Raw genomic sequence first — 21,194 nt, forward strand, 5'->3', positions numbered from 1 at the left:
GCCCTGCACGCTCCCGAAGGCGGCGGCCCGACAAAAGAAAGCCCCGGACCGACGGCCCGGGGCGTTCCCCCTTTCCGGCTGACCGAAAAGTCAGGACATCTCGTACCAGTCGCCCATCTTGACCTCGATATCGCCTTCCAGCATCGACGCGAATTCCGCCGGGTCCTGGGTGCCACCGTCGCGGCCGCGGTAATGGTAGGGATAGACGTAGGTCGGCGCGAATTCCGCCACGGCCGATGCAGCGGCTTCGGCATCCATGGTGAAGGGCAGGTTCATGCAGACGAAGGCCAGGTCGATGTTCTCCAGCGCGCGCATTTCGGGGATGTCCTCGGTATCGCCCGAAATGTAGACGCGGAAGCCGTCGAAGCTCAGCACATAGCCGTTGTCGCGGCCTTCGGGGTGAAAGTTCTTGCGCTCTTCGGTCAGGTTGTAGGCCGGGATCGCGTCGATGGTCAGGCCCGCCAGTTCGGTGCCGTCGCCGTTGGCGAGGCTGGTGGTCTTCGCCTTCACCTCTTCGGCCATCATGTCGTAGACCGCCGGGTTGGCGACCAGCTGGGTGTCCTCTCCGACCAGTGCGGCCAGCGTTTCGGCATTGTAATGGTCGCCGTGTTCGTGGGTGATCAGGATCATGTCCGGCGCCGGGAAGTCCCCGTATTGCCCGGCATCGCCGACCGGATCGACATAGATCACGCCCAACGGTGTCTCCATCACGAAAGACGCGTGGCTGATCGGATGTACGGTGATCGCGCCGGCGGGGGTTTCGAACATGTCTCCTCCGTGGGCCGCGGCGCGGGCGGTGAACGGCAGGAGCGTGACGGTGCCCGCGGCGGCGGCGCCCGTCAGGAAAGTCCGGCGAGTCGGGGTCATGGGGGTCTCCTTTTCATGATCTCTGTCTGGCAGGGCAGATAGGCCGGGCCGGCGGCCTGTCCAATGCCGCGTGCCGGCGTCAACGACCTGCTGCGGCGTGACCTATCCGGCTCTGGATTGCCATTTGTTTCCAGAATGGGTCATAATATCAACAAAGTTGGTGCTTAGGTCAGAGCCAAGCCCTAATCCGGGGTATAGTGTCAGTGCCAAAGGGCCGGGTATGCTCGAATTCGAGAACGTCAGCAAAAGCTTCTGGACCGGATCGCACCGCAAGGTGATCCTGGACCGGGTGTCGATGCGCGTGCCCCTGGGCGAGTCCCTTGGCGTGCTTGCCCCCAACGGCACTGGCAAGACCACCCTGATCCGGATGATGGCCGGCCTGGAAAAACCCGATGAGGGCGAGATCCGGCGCACCTGCCGCGTGTCGTTCCCGCTGGGCTTCATGGGCGGCGTGGTGTCCAAGCATTCGGCGATGGAAAACGCCCGCTTCATCGCGCGGCTCTACGGGCTCGACCCGGATTACGTGGAATCGTTCTGCCGCTGGCTCTGCGACCTGGGCGAGTATTTCGATCAGCCGCTCGGCACCTATTCGCAGGGCATGAAGGCGCGGTTCACCTTCTCGCTGATGCTGGCGCTGGATTTCGACATGTACCTGATCGACGAGGGCATGCCGGGATCGACCGACGTGAACTTCAACCGCAAGGCCGGGGACATCCTGGCCGAGCGGCTGCGCACGACGACGATCATCATCGTGTCCCACCAGCCGGAGATCCTGGCGAAATTCGCGCGCAAGGCGGCGGTCCTGATGGACGGCAAGCTGCACATGTTTGAAACCTTGGAAGAAGCGAAACAGCTGTATGACTACGAAACCCAAGGCTAAGAAATTCCGCATCCGCCGCAGCAGCGCCGAAACGGTGCCGCCGCCCGCGCCGGAACAGCACAGCGCCGCGCCCTCCGCGGTCGCGCGACCGCAAGCGGTGCCGACCCAGCCGGCCGCGCCCGATGCAACGTCCGGAAGCCAGTCCGTTCGGTCCGGAGAGGTGTCTTCGGCCGCGCAGGTCGCCGGTGAGACGGACATGCAGGCGATCCGGCAGGAGGGGCTGACCGGCCGCCAGCTGCGCATGGCCCGCCGCGTGGCGCAGAAGCATGGGCTCGCGCCGACCTCGGATTTCGACGCAGTGCGGCTGCTGCGCGCCCGTGGCATCGACCCGTTCCAGCGCACCAACATGCTCGAACTCGTGGTGCCGGAGTCCGACGCGCCCCAAGGACAGACGGCGCAATCGCCAGCCCAGGTGCCCGCACGCACCGATGGCGGCCGCGTGCAGCTGCCGCAGACCATCGACCCGAAAAAGCAGACCCTGCCATCGACCGAAACCGCGAGCCCGGCCGAACGCCGCGCCGCCGAGATCAGCAAGATCCAGCAGGACCTTGCCAAGCGCCGGCGCAAGAAATCGCTGCTGCTGCTGACACGGCTGGCCTTCTTCGTGTTCCTCCCGACGATCCTTGCGGGGTACTACTTCTACTCCGTGGCGACGCCGATGTATTCGACCAAGTCGGAATTCCTGATCCTCAAGGCCGAAAGCTCGGGCGGCGGCATGGGCGGCCTGTTCTCGGGCACGCAGTTCGCCACCAACCAGGACGCGATCGCGGTGCAAAGCTACCTGACCTCGAAGGACGCGATGCTGCGGCTGGACGAGGACGAAGGCTTCAAGGCGCATTTCACCCAGGAACAGATCGACCCGATCCAGCGCCTCGGCGACGATCCGTCCAACGAAGAGGCCTACAAGCTTTACTCGCGCAACATCGAGATCGGCTACGACCCGACCGAGGGCGTGATCAAGATGGAGGTGGTCGCCGCCGATCCCGACACCGCGGCAGAGTTTTCCCGCGCGCTGATCAGCTATGCCGAGGATCGCGTCGACAACTTGTCGCTGCGCAAGCGGTCGAACGCGGTGACGGACGCGCAGGCCGGGCTGCAAGAGGCCGAGGACGCCCGCCAGGAAGCGCAGGAGCGGCTGGTGCGCCTGCAGCAGGAGGGCGCCATCGTCGACCCCGAGGGCCGCATCGCCGCACTGCGCGGGCAGATCAACAACGTCGAGGTGCAGCTTCAGGAAAAGAACCTGCAACTGCAGGCGCTGCTGGACAACGCCCGCCCCAACCAGTCGCGTGTCGAAGGCGCCGAAGGCGACATCCGCCGGCTTGAAGCGCTGCTGGCCCAGCTCAACGGCGAAATGACCACCGCCGCCTCGGGCGAAAACTCCCTGGCCGAACTCGCGGTGCAGATCCAGCTGGCCCAGGCCGACCTCGCCACCCGCGACCTGATGATGCAGACGGCGCTGGAACGGCTCGACCAGGCCCGCCGCGACGCCGACAGCCAGGCGCGCTACCTGACCACGTCGGTGGTGCCGGTGCCCTCCGAAGACCCCAGCTATCCGCGCAGCTTCGAGAACACGATGCTGGCCTTCCTGATCTTCTCGGGCATCTACCTGATGATCTCGCTGACCGCCTCGATCCTGCGCGAACAGGTCTCGTCCTAGGTCAGTCCGCCTTCATGCGCGAACGGGGGCCCTCGCGGCCCCCGATTCGCTCTTGATCCGTCCCCCGCTCCTGCCTATACCCCGCCCATCCGGGGCTCTGACCGAGTCGACCGGACCTTTTTCTGTTGGCTGGCGCGGTTTTCTTCGGCCCGCATCCCGGCCCTGGAAAAGGCTCATAAAGGCAAAGACGACCTGAACTCTGGCGGGCGCCGCGGCGGACCCGGAAGAAGACCGAGAGCTCTGAGGACGCGACACACACTTTGCGGACCAACCGCAAGCAGCATTAGGAGATGATCAGATGGACCTGATCGCACAGCTGGAGGCCGAACAGATCGCCTCCCTCGGGAAGACCATTCCCGACTTCAAGGCCGGCGACACCATTCGCGTCGGCTACAAGGTGACCGAAGGCACCCGCACCCGTGTGCAGGCCTACGAAGGCGTCTGCATCGCACGCAATAACGGCAAGGGCATCGCCGGGTCGTTCACCGTCCGCAAGATTTCCTTTGGCGAAGGCGTGGAGCGCGTGTTCCCGCTCTACTCGACCAACATCGACAGCATCGAAGTGGTCCGCCGCGGCAAGGTCCGCCGCGCCAAGCTATACTACCTCCGCTCGCGTCGCGGCAAATCGGCGCGTATCGCGGAAGTCACGAACTACAAGGCCCCCAAGGGCGCCGAAGCGTAAGGACCGGACCGATGAAAAAAGACATCCATCCCGATTACCACACGGTGACCGTCAAGATGACCGACGGCACCACCTTCGAGACCAAGACCACCTGGGGCAAGGAAGGCGACACGCTGTCGCTCGACATCGACCCGACGGTGCACCCGGCCTGGACCGGCGGCTCTTCGCGCCTGATGGACGCCGGCGGCCGCGTGTCGAAGTTCAAGAAAAAGTACGAAGGCCTGGGCTTCTAAGAGCCATCAGCCTTTCCGAGACCGGAACGCCGCCCCATCGGGGCGGCGTTTTCGTATGCGAAGTATGAAGACGTATTCGCTCCAGCCTATGGCATCGCCCCCCATAGCGGGACGCCCGCCGGGCCGCTCGCAACGAACGCGACTGACATCGAGGCCTGCTATACGGACAAAGCCTCCCGAAACCCTTGCAGCGAAAACCACCTCCGCGTGGGTGCCGAGTATCCAAAAAAACGGCCGCGACGGTGCTGCAGGGTCCTTTGCGGACGTCGTGCGAACATCGCCAAATGTGCCAGAGCGGAAACAGGTTACGTCCCGGCCGACGTCCAATCCGCAGCTCGGCGCGGCAATCGCAGGGGCGACATTCAATCGGCGCGATCTTGCTCAGCCGCCCTTCCTGTGAATGCAAGTCTCGACAATCCGCCGAAAATGCAGCGAAGCAGGTCGGAGGACAACGCCCAGAGCGTGAGTCAGGAGCACACTGCTTCCCTCTTCCTCACCGGCCGATCCGCACCCCGAAGAAGGACCCCCCTGATGCGACCGCAATTTGTTCATCTGCGCTGCCTTTGCGGCCTTCTCGCCGCAGTCGCCCTCGCGGCCTGCGGCACCGACACCTCGCGGTTCGATCCGTTGACCGATGCCCTGACCCCGCTTTCCGGCGTCGGTGCCGAGACACAGGCGATGTATGCCGCTGTTCCGGACGGGGATATAACCGTTCCGGCAGTGCCGCCGGAGTACCTGTCCGAAGACAAGGCCCGGCAGCTTGTGGATTATGCGACCTCCGAGCCAACCGGTACCATCATCGTCGATCCATATGCCCGGCGGCTCTACCACGTGCAGGACGGCGGCAAGGCGATGCGCTATTCCGTCGCCGTCGGGGAGGCGGGCTATGGCTTCTCCGGCACGGCGCGGGTCGCCTATGTGCGGAAATGGCCGGGCTGGACCCCGACGCAGAACATGATCCGCCGGGAACCCGAAAAATTCCAGCAATATGCGGGGGGCGTGGAAGGCGGACTGGAAAACCCGCTGGGTGCACGGGCTCTCTACCTTTACAGGGGCGGTCGCGACACGTTCTACCGCATCCACGGCACGCCCAGTCCCTGGACCATCGGCCACCAGGCCTCGTCGGGATGCATCCGAATGTTCAACCAGGACGTGATACACCTCGCGGAGCGGGTCGAGAATGGAGCGCGCGTCGTGGTTCTGACCGAAGCGCAATCCAACGCGGGCAACACGGTGGGCCTCTGAGGTTCCGGCACGTCGAACTCCCCTCTCAGGAGTCACGCAAGGCGACTCCTGCAAGGCATTCATCCGGGCCGGGTAGAGCCAATCCGCCATAGGGCTTGGATCATTCGCTGGGTGGGGCCAACGCCGTTCTGTATATGCAAGTGACTGGGAAAGACGACGTCCGCATCGGGCTCGTAGCACACCTTTGCCACGATCAGACCTGTCGCAGCCGAAACGCGACCGTGCATCGACAGCCGCACACCATCCAAGGTCCACACCTGCGGCATGCACATCACAACGGACCGCATCCCGCACCCCCGGTCTTTTCATGGACACGCGCCCAAGATACTGTATGCCGAAACGCACCACGGACAAACATGTGGGCATCGCGGCTAGGGGCGAAGGGGTCGGCAGTTGGCACATATCATCGTTGTCGGAAACGAAAAGGGCGGTGCGGGCAAGTCCACCGTGTCGATGCACGTCGCCACGGCGCTGGCGCGCATGGGGCACCGGACCGGCTGTCTCGACCTCGACCTGCGGCAAAAGACGATGGGCCGCTATACCAACAACCGCACGCGGTTCCTTGCCGCCGAGAACATGGACCTGCCCAGCCCCGTCTACATGGAGTTGCCCGAGGTCGATCCCGGCACGCTCGGCCCAGGCGAGAACGTCTACGACCACCGCCTGTCCGCCGCGGTCGCCGCGCTCGAGTCGCAGAGCGACTTCATCCTGATCGACTGTCCCGGCTCGCACACCCGGCTGAGCCAGGTGGCCCACAGCCTCGCGGACACGCTGATCACGCCGCTCAACGACAGCTTTGTCGATTTCGACCTGCTGGCGCATATCGACGCCGAGGGCGAAAAGATCTCCGGCCCCTCGGTCTATTCCGAAATGGTCTGGAACGCCCGGCAGCTGCGCGCGCAGGCGGGATTGCAGCCGATCGACTGGATCGTGCTGCGCAACCGGCTCGGGGCGCAGAACATGGTCAACAAGATGAAGATGGAAAAGGCGCTGGAACGGCTGTCCAAGCGCATCGGCTTCCGCATCGCGCCGGGGTTCAACGAACGGGTGATCTTCCGCGAGCTGTTCCCTCGCGGGCTGACCCTGCTCGACCTCAAGGATATCGGGGTCAAGCAGCTCAACATCTCCAACATCGCCGCGCGGCAGGAGCTGCGCGACCTGATCAAGGCGCTGAACCTGCCCGGCGTCACGGTCAAGTTCTGACCCGCCCGTTGTGCGGGACGTGATCTGCGTCTAGCCTGATCCGGCGCCGATCCGGAGGGACAGAGATGCAAAAGGGCCCCGACCGTTCCGAACACTGGTTCCGGTTTCTCTTCAGCCTCGCGGGGCTGGCCCTGCTGATCGTGGCCGTCGCGATCCGGGGCATCCCGAGCGGCCCGGCGCTGTTCGAGGTGATCGGCATTGCGGGGCTCTTCTTCGGGGCGAGCGCCGTTTGGTCAGGGCTGAAGCTCTTTCGGCGCAGCGACGGCGACAGCTGAGATGAGCGTGTCGGGCATCGTCTTCCTGTCGCTCGGCGGGCTGATCTTCGCGGCCTGGGCCTTCCAGATGTTCGCCTTGCTCTTTGCCATGCGCCGCCGGGTCGCGGCTCGCACCGGCAGGATGTTTCCCGGGGTGGGCGACAGCTTGGCCGGATGGCGCGAGTTCCTGACCGCACCGGAGCATCGCGTCACGCGCAGGCGGCTGGGGCTGACGACGCTGGCGCTCTTTGCCTGGATCGCGCTGAACGCGCTGGCCCTGCGGCCGTGAAGCCAGGCGCGGCAACGATTTGTTAACCATGATTGCCGCAGAGTCGGGGCATGCGCCTCATCCCGCTCCTTCTAATTCTCTCTGCCTGTACGGTCGCCGGACCGGGCTTTCGCGGCATCGACCCGGTGCCGCGCAGTCTGGGCGGCAATGATTTCCTGATCCGGCAAAAGGGCACCGTGGCCGAGGTGATCCGCACCGACCGCAAGATGCTGCCGCGCTTCGTGCCCATCGCCACCCGCGCGGGCCTCGTGGTGCAGGAACTGACCGGCTGTTCGGCCGACTGGATCGTCGGTGACGTGTCGATGCTGCTCGTGGGGGTGCGCTGCGATGGTGCGCCGGTACCAAAGAAACCCAGGCGCCCGAAAAGCTATTCCTGCGACGTGCTGGATGCATACCGGGGGGCCGGTGGCATCGACCTCGCGCTGGATTGCACGCAGACCTGACGGCCTGCCCTTGCACTTGGCAAACGCGCAATATCTTGTGGATATCCGCCCGCACTCATCCATATGAAGCGCAAATGCGTTGACTCGGGTCCGGCCCGGCCAGCACACTCGGGTTCAGAGCAGAATCACGAGGCCCCACAGGTGCGCTTTTCCAAACTCCGATTGACCGGCTTCAAGAGCTTCGTCGACCCGACCGACCTGATCATCGCGGACGGGCTCACCGGCGTCGTTGGCCCCAACGGCTGTGGCAAGTCCAACCTGCTCGAGGCGCTGCGCTGGGTGATGGGCGAAAACCGCCCGACGGCGATGCGCGGCGGCGGGATGGAAGACGTGATCTTTGCCGGCGCCGCCTCGCGCCCGGCCCGCAACTTCGCCGAGGTCAGCCTTCAGATCGACAATACGGAACGGCTGGCACCCGCGGGGTTCAACGATCAGGACCAGCTCGACATCGTGCGCCGCGTGACCCGCGACATCGGGTCGAGCTACAAGGCCAACGGCAAGGACACCCGCGCCCGCGACGTGCAGATGCTGTTCGCCGATGCCTCCACCGGCGCGCATTCGCCCGCGCTGGTCCGGCAGGGCCAGATCGCCGAGCTGATCAACGCCAAGCCGAAAAGCCGCCGCCGCATCCTCGAAGAGGCCGCCGGCATCTCGGGCCTTTACCAGCGCCGCCACGAGGCCGAGCTCAAGCTCAAGAGCACCGAGGCGAACCTGACCCGCGTCGACGACGTGGTCGAACAGCTGGCGGCGCAGTTGGCCACCCTGGCCCGGCAGGCCCGCCAGGCGGCGCGCTACCGCGCCATCGGCGAGGACCTGCGCCGGGCCGAGGGCATGCTGCTCTACCGCCGCTGGCGCGAGGCCGACGAGGCGCGCGCCAGCGCCGAAGAGGTGCTGCGCACCCGCACCACCGCCGCCGCGCAGGCCGAAACCGCCGCGCGCACCGCCACCAAGGCGCGGACCGAGGCGGAGGAGAAATTGCCCCCCCTGCGCGAGGAAGAGGCGATCGCCGCCGCGGTGCTGCAACGGCTCACCGTGCAGCGCGACACGCTCGACGCCGAGGAAAAGCGCGCCGCCGAGCTGATCGAGACGCTGAAGCGCCGGATCGACCAGCTGAGCCACGACATCGAGCGCGAGACCGGCCTCAACCGTGACGCCGGAGAGACGATCGAACGGCTGGAATGGGAAGCGCGCGAGCTGGAAAAGGCGGGCGAGGGCCATGACGACCGGCTGGCCGCCGCCGCCGAGGCCGCGCGCGAGGCTGCTGCCGTGTTGCAGGAACGCGAGGGCGATCTGGCGCAGCTGACCGAAGACGTCGCCCGGCTGGCCGCGCGGCATCAGTCGGCGCACCGTTACCTCGCCGACACCCGCAAGACGCTCGAGAAATCCGAAGCCGAGGCCCGTCGCGCCCGCGAGGCCGTCGCCACCGCCAAGGCCACCGTGGCGGAGGCTGGCGAGGCGATGCAGGCCGCCGAACGCGACGCCGCCGCGGCGCAGACCATGGCCGACCGCGCCGAAAAGGTTCTGGCCGATGCCGAAGCCGCCCGCGCCGAGACGCAATCGCGCGAGGCCGATGCCCGCGCCGAACGCTCCGAGGCCGAAGGCGAGGCCAACGCCCTGCGCGCCGAGGTCTCGGCCCTCGCGCGGCTTCTGGAACGGGACACCGCCGAGGGCGGGCAGATCCTCGACCGGTTGCAGGTCGAACAGGGGTTCGAGAAGGCGCTTGGTGCCGCGCTGGCCGACGACCTGCGCGCCCCGCAGGTGGACGAGGAAGGCCCCTCGGGCTGGACCGTGCTGCCCGCCTATGACACCAGCCAGCCGCTGCCCGAGGGCGTCACTGCGCTGTCGCATCACGTCTCGGTGCCAGAGGTTCTGGAACGACGGATGAGCCAGATCGGCCTGATCGACCCCGAGGATGCGGCGCGTCTGCAACCGCTGCTGCGCCCCGGCCAGCGGCTGGTGAGCGTCGAAGGCGATCTCTGGCGCTGGGACGGCTACCGCGCCTGGGCCGAGGATGCGCCGTCTGCCGCCGCCCTGCGGCTGGAACAGCTCAACCGGCTGGAGGCGTTGAAACAGGAGATGTCCCGCGCCACCGCGCGCATGGACGGCGCCCGCGGCGCGCATGAGGCGCTGACCGCGCGGCTGGCAGAGCTGACGCGCGCCGACAAGGCAGCCCGCGACGCGCGGCGCGAAGCCGATGCGGCGCTTACTCAGGCGACCCGTGCCCTTGGCCGGGCCGAGGCCGACCGCAACATGGCGCAGGGCAAGCTGGAGAGCCTCGGGATGGCCGTGACCCGGCACGAGGATGACGCCACCCAAGCTCGAAAACAGGTGCAGGAGGCCGAGCGCGCCGTCGCCGACCTGGGCGATCTGGACAGCGCCCGCGCCGGGGTCGAGGACATCAAGATGACCGTCGAAGCCGCGCGCATGACCATGATGGCGCGCCGGTCGGCCCATGACGAGCTGCGCCGCGAAGGCGACGCCCGCACCGCCCGCGCCCAGCAGGTGACCAAGGATCTCAGCGGCTGGCGCCACCGGCTCGACACCGCCAAGACCCGCAGCGGCGAACTGCTCGAACGGCGCGACAGCACCGAGGCGGAGCTGGCGGAGGCTTCCAGCACACCCGCTGAGCTTTCCGCCAAGCGCGCCGAGCTCAACCAGTCGATCGGCGCGGCCGAAGCGCGCCGCGCCACCGCCGCCGACGCGCTGAGCCAGGGCGATTCCGCCCTGCGCCAGGCCACAGACGCGGAGCGCGAGGCCGAACGCGCCGCGGGTGAAGCGCGCGAAGCCCGCGCCGCCGCCGGCGCCCGTGCCGAAGCCGCGCGCGAAGCCGTGACCGCCGCCGCCGAGCGCATCGAGGACGAGTTGGAAAGCACGCCTGCGAAACTGCTCGACGCGCTCGATGCCGATCCCGAGAAGATGCCCGGATCGGACGAGATCGAAGCGCAGGTAAGCATGCTCAAACGCCAGCGCGACGCGCTGGGCGCGGTGAACCTGCGCGCCGAGGAGGACGCCCGCGAGGTGCAGGAAGAGCACGACACGCTGGTCAATGAAAAGGTCGACCTCGAAGAGGCGATCAAGACCCTGCGCGCCGGCATCGCCTCGCTGAACCGCGAGGGGCGCGAGCGGCTGCTGACCGCCTTCGAGCAGGTGAACGCCAACTTCAGCCTGCTGTTCACACACCTTTTCAACGGTGGCGAGGCGAAGCTGGTGATGGTGGAATCCGAGGACCCGCTCGAAGCGGGGCTGGAACTGCTCTGCCAGCCGCCGGGCAAGAAGCTGTCGACCCTGTCGCTGCTTTCGGGTGGGGAACAGACGCTGACCGCCATGGCGCTGATCTTTGCGGTGTTCCTGGCCAACCCCGCCCCGATCTGCGTGCTGGACGAGGTCGACGCGCCGCTGGACGACGCCAACGTCACACGCTTCTGCGACATGCTGGACGAGATGTGCCGCCGCACCGACACGCGGTTCCTGATCATCACCCACCATGCCGTCACCATGAGCCGGATGGACCGCCTGTTCGGTGTCACCATGCAGGAGCAGGGCGTGAGCCAGCTGGTGTCGGTTGACCTGAAACGCGCCGAAAAGCTGGTCGCCTGACCGCCGGATACTCCGAACGGTTTGTTAACTCATCGCACCTAGGGTGGGAAAGCGTCGGCGAAGCCCGATGTGGAATCCGGGGCTGTGCGCAGAAACGTCCGCGCCTCGCGAAGTAACCGGAGCGATCATGGCGTTCTTCCCCATCGTGACGGGCAGCGGCCTCAACGCTTGGGCCTTTCTGACCGGCACGCGCGAAAAACAGATGGCCGCGTTCGAATCCTCGCCGCTCATTGCGCGGGATACCGAACGCTTTGCGGCGCGGATCCAGTCGGTGCAGACCTCCGAACAGCTGATGAGCGATCGCGCCCTGCTGCGCGTGGCACTCGGCGCCTTCGGGCTTGACGACGACATCGACAACCGCGCCTTCATTCAGCGGGTACTGGATTCGGACCTGACCGATGACCGGTCACTGGCCAATCGGCTGGCCGACAAACGCTACCTCGCGCTGGCGCAGACCTTCAACTTCGCCGGTCCCGGCGGTCCCCAGATGGGCGGTTCGGACTCCGCTTCGATCCTGTCCGACAAGCTCGCCGCGATACAGACCGCCGACGACCTGCTGTCGGACCCCGGCCTGCTGCGCGCCGCACTCAAGACCTTTGGTCTGGAGTCCGACCGTGGCAACGTCTTCTTCCTGCAAAAGGTGCTCGAGTCCGATCTCGAAGACCCCGCCTCCTTTGCAAATCGTCTGTCGGACACGCGCTATGCCGACATGGCGCGGGCCTTCGATTTCCAGACGAGGGCGCAGTCTGCCAGCGGCGTTCAGGGTTTCGCCGCCGTTTTTGCCGATGTCCTGCCAGACCTGGAGACCGCGCAGGACCTGCTTGACGCGCCCGAATTGCGCGAGGCGGCGCTCAAGGTCTTTGGTCTCGAAAAGGATTTCGTCAATATCGACCGGCCGGATTTCCTGCTCGATATGCTGTCCTCGGATCCCTATGACGCGGAATCCCTCGCCGCGCAGCAGGACGACCCGCGCTACCTCGCCCTGTCGGGCGCTTTCGCCTTCGGCGACCCGGACACCGCAACCGTGGACAGCCCCGCGGGCCAGATGATCGCCGCGCTGACTGGGCGCGCGGCGCCGGTCGAGACGGCCGCCGACCTCTTCGACGATGTATCCCTGACCTTGAAGGTCATGGAGTTCTTCGACCTGCCGCAGGGTCCGGGAAAGATCGACACCGCGCGCCGGTACATCGAGTCCGACCCCGAGGACCCGATTTCCCTGCGCAACGCCTTGCCGGAACCGCGCTACGAGGCCTTCGCCAACGCCTTCAGCTTTGCCGAACCGTCGACGGGAAGGAGCTATTCACCGGACTTCGTCGACACGATCACCCGCAACTACGTCGAGCGCCAGTTCGAAGCCGGCGTCGGCGAGAGCGACCCGAACATGCGCATCGCCCTGTCGATGGAACGCGAGATCACGCAGCTGGTCGCGCGGGTGCAAAGCACGGATTCCCAATGGTTTTCAGTGATGGCCTCCGCCCCGCTGCGCGCGGCCTTCGAAGGGGCATTCCGCCTGCCGTCGAGCTTTGGGTCGCTCGACGTGGACCAGCAGCTTTCGATTCTCAAGGACCGGTCGGAACGCTTCTTCGGCACCGACCGCGTCTCCGACTACACCGATCCGGATCGGCTCGAGTCTCTGCGCCGGAGTTTCCTCGTGAACAGCAATCTGTCCGGCAGCGGCGGGCCGCTGACCAGCGCCGGGATCGTCTTTACCCTCTTGTCGGCAAGCGGTTGAGACACACGAAAAGCCGGTCAGGGTGAGAAATCCTGGCCGGCTTCGTGAGCAATGCGACGGTGTCTACGGTCACCGGTATCTAGTTCAAATTTTACCGGTCACGCAACGCAAACCGGTCGACATGATTAACGCGCCAGTCGCGCCAGAAGTTCGGGCGTCGGCCAGGCATCGGCCGGCAGGCCAAGCTCGCGCTGGACATCGCGCACGGCCGAGCGCGTGCCCGCGCCCAGGATGCCGTCGATCTTGCCCACGTCGTAGCCGCGCGCCTGCAGCAGCCGCTGCAATTCCTTCATCTGCGCGTCGTTCAGCCCGGGCGCCGGGCTGCCTGCATCGTACACCGGCGCACCTTCAAGACGGGTGGCGAAATAGGCGGCGGTCAGCACGTAGGTAAAGCTCTGGTTCCACTCGAAATAGACCCGGAAATTCGGGTAGGCGATAAACGCCGGGCCGCCGCGTCCCTGCGGCAGCAGGATCGACGCCTCGAGCCCCTGCTCGAGCGACCCGTTGCGGGCCGTGACACCCAGCGCCTGCCATTCCGACGCCGGTTTCCTGGTCTCGAGCCCGGTCAGGTAGAGATCCAGATCCTCCGGCAGAACCACTTCCTGCAGCCAGGGCTCGTTCGGGCGCCAGCCCAGCTCCGACAGCATTTTCGCCCCCGACAAAAGCGCATCCGGCGCCGATGTCTTGAGGGAAACATGCCCGTCGCCATCCCCGTCCATGCCGTTCTCGAGGATGTCGCGCGGCAACATCTGCACCATGCCGATTTCCCCCGCCCAGGCGCCGGTCGTGGTGCGCGGATCGAAGTCGCCGCGTTCGAAAAGGGTCACGGCCGAAAGCACCTGCGGCCGGAACAGGTCGGGCCGGCGGCAGTCATGGGCCAGTGTCACCAGCGCGTTCGCGGTGTTGAAATCGCCCTGGAAGCTGCCGTAATCGGTTTCGAACGCCCAGAAGGCCAGCAGGACACCGCGGTCGATGCCGTAATCCGCTTCGATCCGGTTGAACACGCTGTCCCACTTTTCGGCCATCGCCCGGCCCCGGTCGATCCGGTTCTGGCTAATCAGCTTGCGCGAGAATTCGATGAAACCGGACTGGAAAATGCCCTGATTTCGGTCGGCACGCAGCACCGACTGGTCCTGGCTGACGCCCGAAAAGAATCGCTCCGCGACCTCGGGCGCGCGTCCTTCGGCGACCGCTTCGGCCTCGAGCGCTTCGACAAAGGCACCGAAATCGCCGCCGCAATTTTGCGCACTCAGCACAGTTGGCACGCTGAGCGCCATAAACAGACACAAACCTGATGTGGGAAACCGCATGAGAATGCCTTAAAATGATGTGATCGAAGGCGCTTATGCAGAGTCGGCGCCGCTTCCGCAAACATGACGGGCAACTTTTCGCCTGTCTTTACCCTTGAATGACCTACGTTACCGTAAACTTAACTTTCTGTTATATGTTCACGCCAGTCGCCTCTAAGACTGCGTTTGTGCATTCGTTAACGAATACCGGAGCCCGGATGAACGTCCTCATCGTCGAAAGCCGCGCCGAACTCGGCGCTCTTTGGAAGCGCCACCTGGAGCGCCATGGGACAATTGTGACTCTCGTTCACTCGCAAGACGATGCCATCGAACGGCTGGGCGTCGACAGCTTCAACATCATCATTCTGGACCTGGTCCTCGAAGGCGGCAGCGCGCTGGCAGTGGCGGATTTCGCCAGCTTCCGCCACCCTGAGACGCGGGTGATCTTTGTCACCAACACCAGCTTCTTTTCTGACGGGTCGATCTTCCAGCACTGTGCCAACGCCTGCGCGTTCCTGCCCTCGGCAACGGCGCCCGCGGACCTGGCCGCCATGGTCGAGCATTATGCGACCCCGCCGGAGAGCCGCCGCCGCAACACGAACTGACGAAACGTCAGGCCGCCTTCAGCGCCTCGCGCCCGTGCGGCGCATCGAGCTCCAGGTCCGGTCCGATCGGCAGGATCCGGTGCGGATTGATGCTTTCGTGGCTGCAGTGATAGTGCCGCTCGATATGGTCGAAGTGCACGGTGTCCGACACCCCCGGCCATTGGTACAGTTCCCGGGTAAAGCCCCAGATGTTCGGATAGTCGACGATCCGCCGCTTGTTGCATTTGAAATGGCCGTGGTAGACCTTGTCGAACCGGATCAGCGTGGTGAAGAGCCGCCAGTCCGCTTCGGTGATCCGCGCGCCCATCAAGTAGCGAGAGCCCGCCAGCCGGTCCTCGATCCAATCCAGAGACTCGAAGAGCGGCACGACCGCCTGGTCATAAGCCTCTTGCGAGGTGGCGAAGCCGGCCTTGTAGACGCCGTTGTTGACCGTGTCGTAAATCCGCGCGTTCACCGGCTCGATCGCCTCGCGCAGGTCTTCGGGCCAATAGTCGTCGTGGTTGCCGGTGATCCCGTCGAAGGCCGAATTCAGCATCCGGATAATCTCGGCGCTTTCGTTCGACACGATGGTCTCGCGCTCCTTGTCCCAGAGGATCGGCACCGTCACGCGGCCCGACACCTTGGGATCGGCGCGCAGATAGATATCGCGGGCAAAGGGCAGGCCATAGAGCCTGTCACCGGTGGCCCCGTCGAAATCCGTGTCGAAGGTCCAGCCGTCGCTCAGCATGTCGGGATGGACAACCGAAACGCCGATGTGGTCCTCGAGCCCCTTGAGCTTGCGGAAGACCAGCGACCGGTGCGCCCAGGGGCAGGCATAGGAAACGTAGAGGTGATAGCGCCCGCTCTCGGCCTTGAACCCGCCCTCACCTGACGGGCCCGCGCTGCCGTCCGCGGTGATCCAATTGCGAAATCCGGCTGTGGAGCGTTCGAATTTCCCGCCGGTGGACTCGGTGTCGTATCCCTTGTCCTGCCATTCTCCGTCGACCAAGAGGCCCATCTGCTGTCTCCTTCTCTCTTGGAGAAACAGCTAGCCTCGGGTCGCGAATTCTCAATACACCGCTGCCGCGCAGCCCCCGCGCGGAGACGCACAACTTAGCCGCCGCGTATCCGCCGCCAGATCCAGATCAGCAGCATCGCGCCCAGAACCGCCCCCACAAGGCCGCCCACCAGCGACCCCACAGTCAGGAGAAAGCGCAGCACCAGCCCCCCGATCACCGCCCCCGCCATGCCAATCGCGACGGTCTCGACGATGCCCGTCTCCAGGCGCATCAGCCGCGTGGCGAGAAACCCCGCCGCGGCGCCCACGATCACCAGCCAGAGGATCGGCATGTCTGTCCTTTCCGCGGCTCAGCGCCGCCGCCAGTGGGTGGGCACGATGATCAACGCCCCGATAGACGAGGCAATGGCGTTCAGTCCCGGCGACCCGAAGCCTATGCCGAACATCAGCCGAACGAAATAGGCCAGGAACGCGCCGCCGATACAGATGATGATGCTCTGCAAGATGCCGTTGCGGGTGAACCCCGTGCGCTCCGAGACATAGCCGACGATGCCCGCGATCACGATGGTGCCGATCATAACTGGAAACATCGCCTAGCCTCCCAGTACCGTGCCCGCAGGCACCGGCAGACCGTTCAGGAACACCGCCGCCGCCTGCGCGCCCTTGCCGGCCCGCTGCGCCCGTGTGATCTCGACCGCGCCTTCGCCACAGGCGATGCGCAGATCTCCGGTCAACGCCTCGCCCGGTTGGCCTCTGCCCTCCGCCAGACGCGACCCCAGAAGTTTGACCCGCTCGCCCCCGATCAGGGTCCAGGCGCCGGGAAAGGGCGACAGCCCGCGGATTTGCCGGTCGACTTCGATCGCCGGGCGCGTCCAGTCGACCGCCGCCTCGGCCTTGTCGATCTTCGCGGCATAGGTCACGCCCTCCTCCGGTTGCGGCTCCGGCGTCAGGCTTTCAAGCCGCGCCAGCGCCTCGACAACCGCTTCGGCGCCCAGCACGCTCAGCCGGTCGTGCAATGCTCCGGTCGTCTCTTCCGCGCCGATCTCCATCTCGCGGCGCAAGAGCACGGGCCCGGTGTCCAGCCCCGCCTCCATCTGCATGATGCAGACGCCGGTACGCGAGTCCCCGGCCATCACCGCCCGATGGATCGGCGCCGCCCCGCGCCAGCGCGGCAACAGCGAGGCATGGATGTTGAGGCAGCCGAGCCGCGGCGCGTCCAGCACCGCCTGCGGCAGGATCAACCCGTAGGCCACGACGACCGCAGCATCCGCATCGAGATCGGCAAAGGCCTCCTGCGCCTCCTCACCTTTCAGCGACACCGGATGCCGGACCTCAAGCCCCATCTCCAGCGCGCGCGCGTGCACCGGCGTCGGGCGATCCTTCTTGCCCCGCCCGGCGGGTCGGGGCGGCTGGCAATAGACCGCCGCGACATCGTGCCCCGCCGCCACCAGCGCCTCCAGCACCGGCACCGAGAATTCGGGCGTTCCCATGAAGATCAGCCGCATCCGCACCTCTCCCCTGCTTCTTCGGTTTCAAAATACCTCAGAGAGCGCGAGAGACTGGTCTCTCGCAGCCCGCATCGCGGGCTCACCCCTTACGCGCCCGGCGCAACAGCATGTCGCGTTTGACCTTGCTCAGCCGGTCGAAATACATCCGTCCCTCCAGGTGGTCGATCTGGTGCTGCACGGAGGTCGCCCAGAGCCCGACAAAATCGCGCTCCTGCACCGTGCCCTCGGCATCGAGAAACCGCACCGTCACCGCCCGTGGCCGCTCGATGCTGGCCCAGACACCGGGCAGGTTGGGGCTGCCTTCCTCGTGGGCGCGCAGCTCGACACTGGCATGCAGCACCTCGGGGTTGGCCATGCGCACCGCCTGCCCGCGTTCGCTGCTGGCATCGACCACGGCGAGCCGTTGAAGGACACCGATCTGCGGCGCGGCAAGGCCGACGCCCGGCATCGCCTCCATCGTGTCGATCATGTCATCCCAGAGCGCCCGGATCTCGTCGGTGATCTCGGTCACCGGTGCGGCGCGGCTGCGCAGCCGCGTATCGGGCCAGGGAATGCAGCGCCGCGCCGTCACGCAGGCATCCCGTAAGCCGCTTCGAGCGCGGCGCGCTGATCCGCATCGACGCGGTCGAAGGTGACGATCCCGTCGAGGTGGTCCAGCTCGTGCTGCGCACAGGCGGCGGCGAACCCCGTCAGCCGGGTCTCTCGCTGCCGTCCCGCGGCATCGGTATAGGCCAGTGTCACGGCATCGGGCCGGGTCACATCGGCCATAACGCCGGGGATCGACAGGCAGCCCTCTTCGCGGGTCACGACCGTTTCGCATGCATCGACGACTTCCGGGTTGATGCAGACCATCGGCGTCCGCGTCCCCTCTTTCCAGCCGACATCCATGACGAAGAGGCGCAGAAGCTTGCCCACCTGCGGCGCCGCCAGGCCCCGTCCGGGTGCGGCGTACATCGTGTCGAACATGTCGCCGATGAGCGCATCGACGGCAGCCACGTCGCACACGGGCGTGCAAACCTGCTGCAACACCGGGTCCGGCCAGCGCAGGATCTTCAGAACGCTCATACCCGCGCCCGGTCGCGCTTGAGCTTGACCATCTTGCGGGTGATGAGCTGGCGCTTCAGAGGCTTGAGGTAGTCTATGAAGAGCTTGCCATCCAGGTGATCGATCTCGTGCTGCACGCAGGTGGCCCAGAGCCCGTCGAAATCCTCCTCGCGCGGGGTGCCGGTCTCGTCGATCCAGGCCACGCGGACCTCGGCGGGGCGCTCGACATCGGCATACTGGTCGGGGATCGACAGGCAGCCTTCCTCGTAGACGTTGCGATCGGCCGAGGACTCCAGCACCTCGGGATTGAACATCACCAATGGCCGCGGCGTCGCGCCCTCTTCCTTGACGCAGTCGAGCACGATCAGGCGGCTCATCACGCCAACCTGCGGCGCCGCCAGCCCGATGCCCGGCGCGTCGTACATGGTCTCGAGCATGTCCGACGCCAGCGCGCGCAGCTCGTCCGTGAGGTCGGGCACGGGGGCGCAGACCTTTTTCAGGCGCGGATCGGGGTGCAGTAGGATGGGCCGTTTCATGGCCGTCCATGTAGGACATGCGACCCGGGCGCGCAATATGCCGCTTGGCCACCCTTGCACTCGGCGACCGCGTCGCTAGCGTGTCCAGCAACAGAAACAGGGGATTTCGCAGGCATGGTATTCGATTTCGAAACGCCCATCGACCGCCGCGGCACCGGGTCGAGCAAGTGGGACAAGATGGAGGCGCTGTTCGGCGTCTCGGCCGAGGACGGGCTGGCCATGTGGACCGCCGACAGCGACTATGCCACCGCGCCCTGCGTCATCGAAAAGCTGCGCGCCGCCGCCGAGCACGGCGTCTTCGGCTACATGCCGGAATACGACGGCTACCTGAACTCGGTGGCCTGGTGGATGACCAACCGCCACGGCTGGCAGGTGGAACCCGACTGGGTGCTGACGACACAGGGGCTGGGCAATGCCGTGGCGCTGTGCATCGACGTCTGGAGCGCGCCGAACGAAGGCGTCGTGACCTTCAACCCCGTCTACCACGAATTCGCCAACAAGATCCGCAAGACCGGCCGGCGCGTCGTCGAATGTCCGCTGGCGCGGGACGGTGACACCTATGTGCTCGACCTCGAGGATGCGCAGGAGCGGCTTTCGGGCGACGAACGGGTGCTGCTCTGGTGTTCGCCGCAGAACCCCTCGGGCCGGGTCTGGAGCGCGGAGGAGCTGCGCGCGGTCGCGGAGTTCGCCGAGCGCAACGACCTGATCCTGGTCTCGGACGAGATCCACCATGACCTGGTGTTTCCCGGCGCGGCCTTCGTGCCGATGCACGTCGCGGCACCAGAGGCGGAACACCGCATGGTGATCCTCACCGCCGCGTCCAAGACCTTCAACATCGCCGGGCTGCGCACCGGCAACATGATCATCCCCGACGCCACCCTGCGCGCCGCCATGCGCGCGCGGCTCAAGACCCTGGACTACCAGCCCGGCACCCTGGGCATGATGATGATCGAGGCCGCCTATTCGCCCGAGGGTGCGGCCTGGGTCGATGCGCAGATCGCCCATCTGGCGCGCAACCGCGACGCCTTTGACGCCGCGGTCAACGCCATTCCCGGCGTGCGGTCGATGCCGCTGCAGGGCACCTACCTCGCCTGGGTCGATTTCTCGGGCACCGGGATGAGCCAGGAGGAGATCACCCGCCGCGTCCACGAGGACGCCCGCATCGCGCCCAGCCCCGGCCCGGGATTCGGAACGGGCGGCGAGGGATTCCTGCGTTTCAATCTCGCCACCACGCACGCCCGGGTGGTCGAGGCCGGACGGCGGTTGCACAAGGCGTTTTCCGATCTGCAGTGACCATGGCTTGAGACTCGAGAGATCGGAACCGACGTCATGACGGGACCAACACCGGGGGGCCAGCCCCCCGGACCGCGCCATAACCGGGGGGCCAGCCCCCCGGACCCCCCGGAGGTTTATTGGCAAGATGAAGGGGGATCGTCACACCCGGGGCGGTTTGCGGTGCGCGCAGGATGGCGGCTGTGCAGTCTTTGACGGGTCAGGCGCGGGGCGGGCGGGATTTGTAGACCGGCAGCCGCCAGCCGAAGGACAGGGATCCGGCGCGCAGGCCGATGGTGACCGCGGCGCATGCGAGGGCCGCGAGGCCCGGAGTGGCACCGAGCGTCCAGGCCAGCGCGGTGGCGGCGGAGCCGGCGAAGGCGCAGGTGACGTAAAGCTCGCCCTGGTTCAGGATCAGCGGCACCTCGTTCGACACCACGTCGCGCATCAGCCCGCCCATGCAGCCAGTGATCATACCCATCACCAGCACCACGGCCACGCTGTGTCCCAGCGCCGCCGCGACACCCGATCCGGCGGCCACGGCGATGCCCAGCGCGCAGGCATCGAGCCAGAGCAGCACCCGGTATCGGCTCTCGAACCGGTGCGCGGTGAAGAAGACCAGCACCGCCGCGGCGCAGGCCACCGCGAGGTAGGCCGGGTCGGCGATCCAGAACACCGGGTTGCGGTCCAGAAGCACGTCGCGCAGCGTGCCGCCGCCCACCGCCGTGAGGCAGGCAAAGAAGAAGAACCCCACGATATCGAGTTGCGCGCGGCTGGCGACCAGCGCCCCGGTCAGGGCGAAGACCAGCACCGCGGCATAGTCGAGCAGGGTGAAAAGCGTCATGGTGGCCTCTAGTGGCT

23 protein-coding genes are annotated in these 21,194 nt (G+C 66.3%); 13 read left to right on the top strand and 10 right to left on the bottom strand.

Annotated features, from left to right (window positions below; translation table 11 throughout):
• Nucleotides 1–90: 90 nt before the first annotated feature.
• The gene (locus tag DU478_RS03200) at nt 91–867 is read right to left on the bottom strand and encodes an MBL fold metallo-hydrolase (RefSeq protein ID WP_114509487.1); all 777 of its coding nucleotides are present in this window, start codon (nt 865–867) and stop codon (nt 91–93) included.
• 220 nt (nt 868–1,087) lie between these two features.
• On the opposite strand from DU478_RS03200, the gene DU478_RS03205 reads away from it, so the two are divergent.
• The 11 genes from DU478_RS03205 (at nt 1,088) to DU478_RS03260 (ending at nt 13,082) form a co-directional block, all read left to right on the top strand.
• Nucleotides 1,088–1,747, top strand: a complete 660-nt coding sequence (locus DU478_RS03205; RefSeq protein ID WP_114509488.1) for an ABC transporter ATP-binding protein — start codon at nt 1,088–1,090, stop codon at nt 1,745–1,747.
• Nucleotides 1,725–3,404: a capsule biosynthesis protein gene (locus tag DU478_RS03210; protein ID WP_114509489.1), complete on the top strand. Its 1,680-nt coding sequence runs from the start codon at nt 1,725–1,727 to the stop codon at nt 3,402–3,404. The genes DU478_RS03205 and DU478_RS03210 overlap by 23 nt, the downstream gene beginning before the upstream one ends.
• A gap of 298 nt (nt 3,405–3,702) precedes the next feature.
• Nucleotides 3,703–4,086: a 50S ribosomal protein L19 gene (gene rplS / locus DU478_RS03215; protein ID WP_114509490.1), complete on the top strand. Its 384-nt coding sequence runs from the start codon at nt 3,703–3,705 to the stop codon at nt 4,084–4,086.
• A gap of 11 nt (nt 4,087–4,097) precedes the next feature.
• A complete protein-coding gene (rpmE, locus tag DU478_RS03220) occupies nt 4,098–4,319 on the top strand; it encodes a 50S ribosomal protein L31 (protein ID WP_114509491.1) in 222 nt (73 codons plus the stop codon).
• 531 nt (nt 4,320–4,850) lie between these two features.
• Complete coding sequence (locus DU478_RS03225; protein ID WP_114509492.1) at nt 4,851–5,564, top strand: L,D-transpeptidase; 714 nt, start codon at nt 4,851–4,853, stop codon at nt 5,562–5,564.
• Nucleotides 5,565–5,957: 393 nt separating this feature from the next.
• The gene (locus tag DU478_RS03235) at nt 5,958–6,767 is read left to right on the top strand and encodes a division plane positioning ATPase MipZ (RefSeq protein WP_114509494.1); all 810 of its coding nucleotides are present in this window, start codon (nt 5,958–5,960) and stop codon (nt 6,765–6,767) included.
• Nucleotides 6,768–6,832: 65 nt separating this feature from the next.
• Nucleotides 6,833–7,042, top strand: a complete 210-nt coding sequence (locus DU478_RS03240; protein ID WP_114509495.1) for a hypothetical protein — start codon at nt 6,833–6,835, stop codon at nt 7,040–7,042.
• A 1-nt stretch (nt 7,043) separates the two neighbouring features.
• Nucleotides 7,044–7,310 (top strand): hypothetical protein, encoded by a 267-nt coding sequence (locus tag DU478_RS03245; protein ID WP_114509496.1) that lies wholly within the window; start codon nt 7,044–7,046, stop codon nt 7,308–7,310.
• A 50-nt stretch (nt 7,311–7,360) separates the two neighbouring features.
• Nucleotides 7,361–7,753, top strand: coding sequence for a hypothetical protein (locus DU478_RS03250; protein ID WP_114509497.1), 393 nt, complete (start codon nt 7,361–7,363; stop codon nt 7,751–7,753).
• A gap of 141 nt (nt 7,754–7,894) precedes the next feature.
• Nucleotides 7,895–11,350, top strand: coding sequence for a chromosome segregation protein SMC (gene smc / locus DU478_RS03255; protein ID WP_114509498.1), 3,456 nt, complete (start codon nt 7,895–7,897; stop codon nt 11,348–11,350).
• A 127-nt stretch (nt 11,351–11,477) separates the two neighbouring features.
• Complete coding sequence (locus DU478_RS03260; protein WP_158545732.1) at nt 11,478–13,082, top strand: DUF1217 domain-containing protein; 1,605 nt, start codon at nt 11,478–11,480, stop codon at nt 13,080–13,082.
• Between the two features lie 125 nt (nt 13,083–13,207).
• Here the strand turns inward: DU478_RS03260 and DU478_RS03265 are convergent, their stop codons facing one another.
• A complete protein-coding gene (locus tag DU478_RS03265; RefSeq protein ID WP_114509500.1) occupies nt 13,208–14,392 on the bottom strand; it encodes a lytic murein transglycosylase in 1,185 nt (394 codons plus the stop codon).
• A gap of 197 nt (nt 14,393–14,589) precedes the next feature.
• On the opposite strand from DU478_RS03265, the gene DU478_RS03270 reads away from it, so the two are divergent.
• Nucleotides 14,590–14,976 carry a response regulator transcription factor gene (locus DU478_RS03270; RefSeq protein WP_114509501.1) on the top strand — a complete coding sequence of 129 codons (387 nt, stop codon included), beginning with the start codon at nt 14,590–14,592 and terminating at the stop codon, nt 14,974–14,976.
• A gap of 7 nt (nt 14,977–14,983) precedes the next feature.
• Here the strand turns inward: DU478_RS03270 and DU478_RS03275 are convergent, their stop codons facing one another.
• The 7 genes from DU478_RS03275 to def (DU478_RS03305) form a co-directional block, all read right to left on the bottom strand.
• Nucleotides 14,984–15,973 carry a glutathione S-transferase family protein gene (locus DU478_RS03275; RefSeq protein WP_114509502.1) on the bottom strand — a complete coding sequence of 330 codons (990 nt, stop codon included), beginning with the start codon at nt 15,971–15,973 and terminating at the stop codon, nt 14,984–14,986.
• A gap of 95 nt (nt 15,974–16,068) precedes the next feature.
• Nucleotides 16,069–16,305, bottom strand: coding sequence for a GlsB/YeaQ/YmgE family stress response membrane protein (locus DU478_RS03280; RefSeq protein WP_114509503.1), 237 nt, complete (start codon nt 16,303–16,305; stop codon nt 16,069–16,071).
• A gap of 18 nt (nt 16,306–16,323) precedes the next feature.
• The gene (locus tag DU478_RS03285) at nt 16,324–16,563 is read right to left on the bottom strand and encodes a hypothetical protein (protein ID WP_114509504.1); all 240 of its coding nucleotides are present in this window, start codon (nt 16,561–16,563) and stop codon (nt 16,324–16,326) included.
• A gap of 3 nt (nt 16,564–16,566) precedes the next feature.
• The gene (fmt, locus tag DU478_RS03290; RefSeq protein ID WP_114509505.1) at nt 16,567–17,478 is read right to left on the bottom strand and encodes a methionyl-tRNA formyltransferase; all 912 of its coding nucleotides are present in this window, start codon (nt 17,476–17,478) and stop codon (nt 16,567–16,569) included.
• 82 nt (nt 17,479–17,560) lie between these two features.
• Nucleotides 17,561–18,052, bottom strand: a complete 492-nt coding sequence (gene def / locus DU478_RS03295; protein WP_114509506.1) for a peptide deformylase — start codon at nt 18,050–18,052, stop codon at nt 17,561–17,563.
• The gene (def, locus tag DU478_RS03300) at nt 18,049–18,546 is read right to left on the bottom strand and encodes a peptide deformylase (RefSeq protein ID WP_114509507.1); all 498 of its coding nucleotides are present in this window, start codon (nt 18,544–18,546) and stop codon (nt 18,049–18,051) included. Before def (DU478_RS03300) ends, def (DU478_RS03295) begins: the two co-directional genes overlap by 4 nt.
• The gene (gene def / locus DU478_RS03305) at nt 18,543–19,061 is read right to left on the bottom strand and encodes a peptide deformylase (protein WP_114509508.1); all 519 of its coding nucleotides are present in this window, start codon (nt 19,059–19,061) and stop codon (nt 18,543–18,545) included. The genes def (DU478_RS03300) and def (DU478_RS03305) overlap by 4 nt, the downstream gene beginning before the upstream one ends.
• A gap of 114 nt (nt 19,062–19,175) precedes the next feature.
• Here def (DU478_RS03305) and DU478_RS03310 point away from each other — a divergent pair, with 114 nt between their 5' ends.
• Nucleotides 19,176–20,354, top strand: coding sequence for a MalY/PatB family protein (locus DU478_RS03310; protein ID WP_114509509.1), 1,179 nt, complete (start codon nt 19,176–19,178; stop codon nt 20,352–20,354).
• A 199-nt stretch (nt 20,355–20,553) separates the two neighbouring features.
• Here DU478_RS03310 and DU478_RS03315 read toward each other — a convergent pair whose 3' ends face one another.
• Nucleotides 20,554–21,177, bottom strand: coding sequence for a trimeric intracellular cation channel family protein (locus DU478_RS03315; protein WP_114509510.1), 624 nt, complete (start codon nt 21,175–21,177; stop codon nt 20,554–20,556).
• Nucleotides 21,178–21,194 lie beyond the last annotated feature (17 nt).

Source organism: Thalassococcus profundi, from assembly GCF_003344785.1.
Taxonomy (GTDB): domain Bacteria; phylum Pseudomonadota; class Alphaproteobacteria; order Rhodobacterales; family Rhodobacteraceae; genus Puniceibacterium; species Puniceibacterium profundi.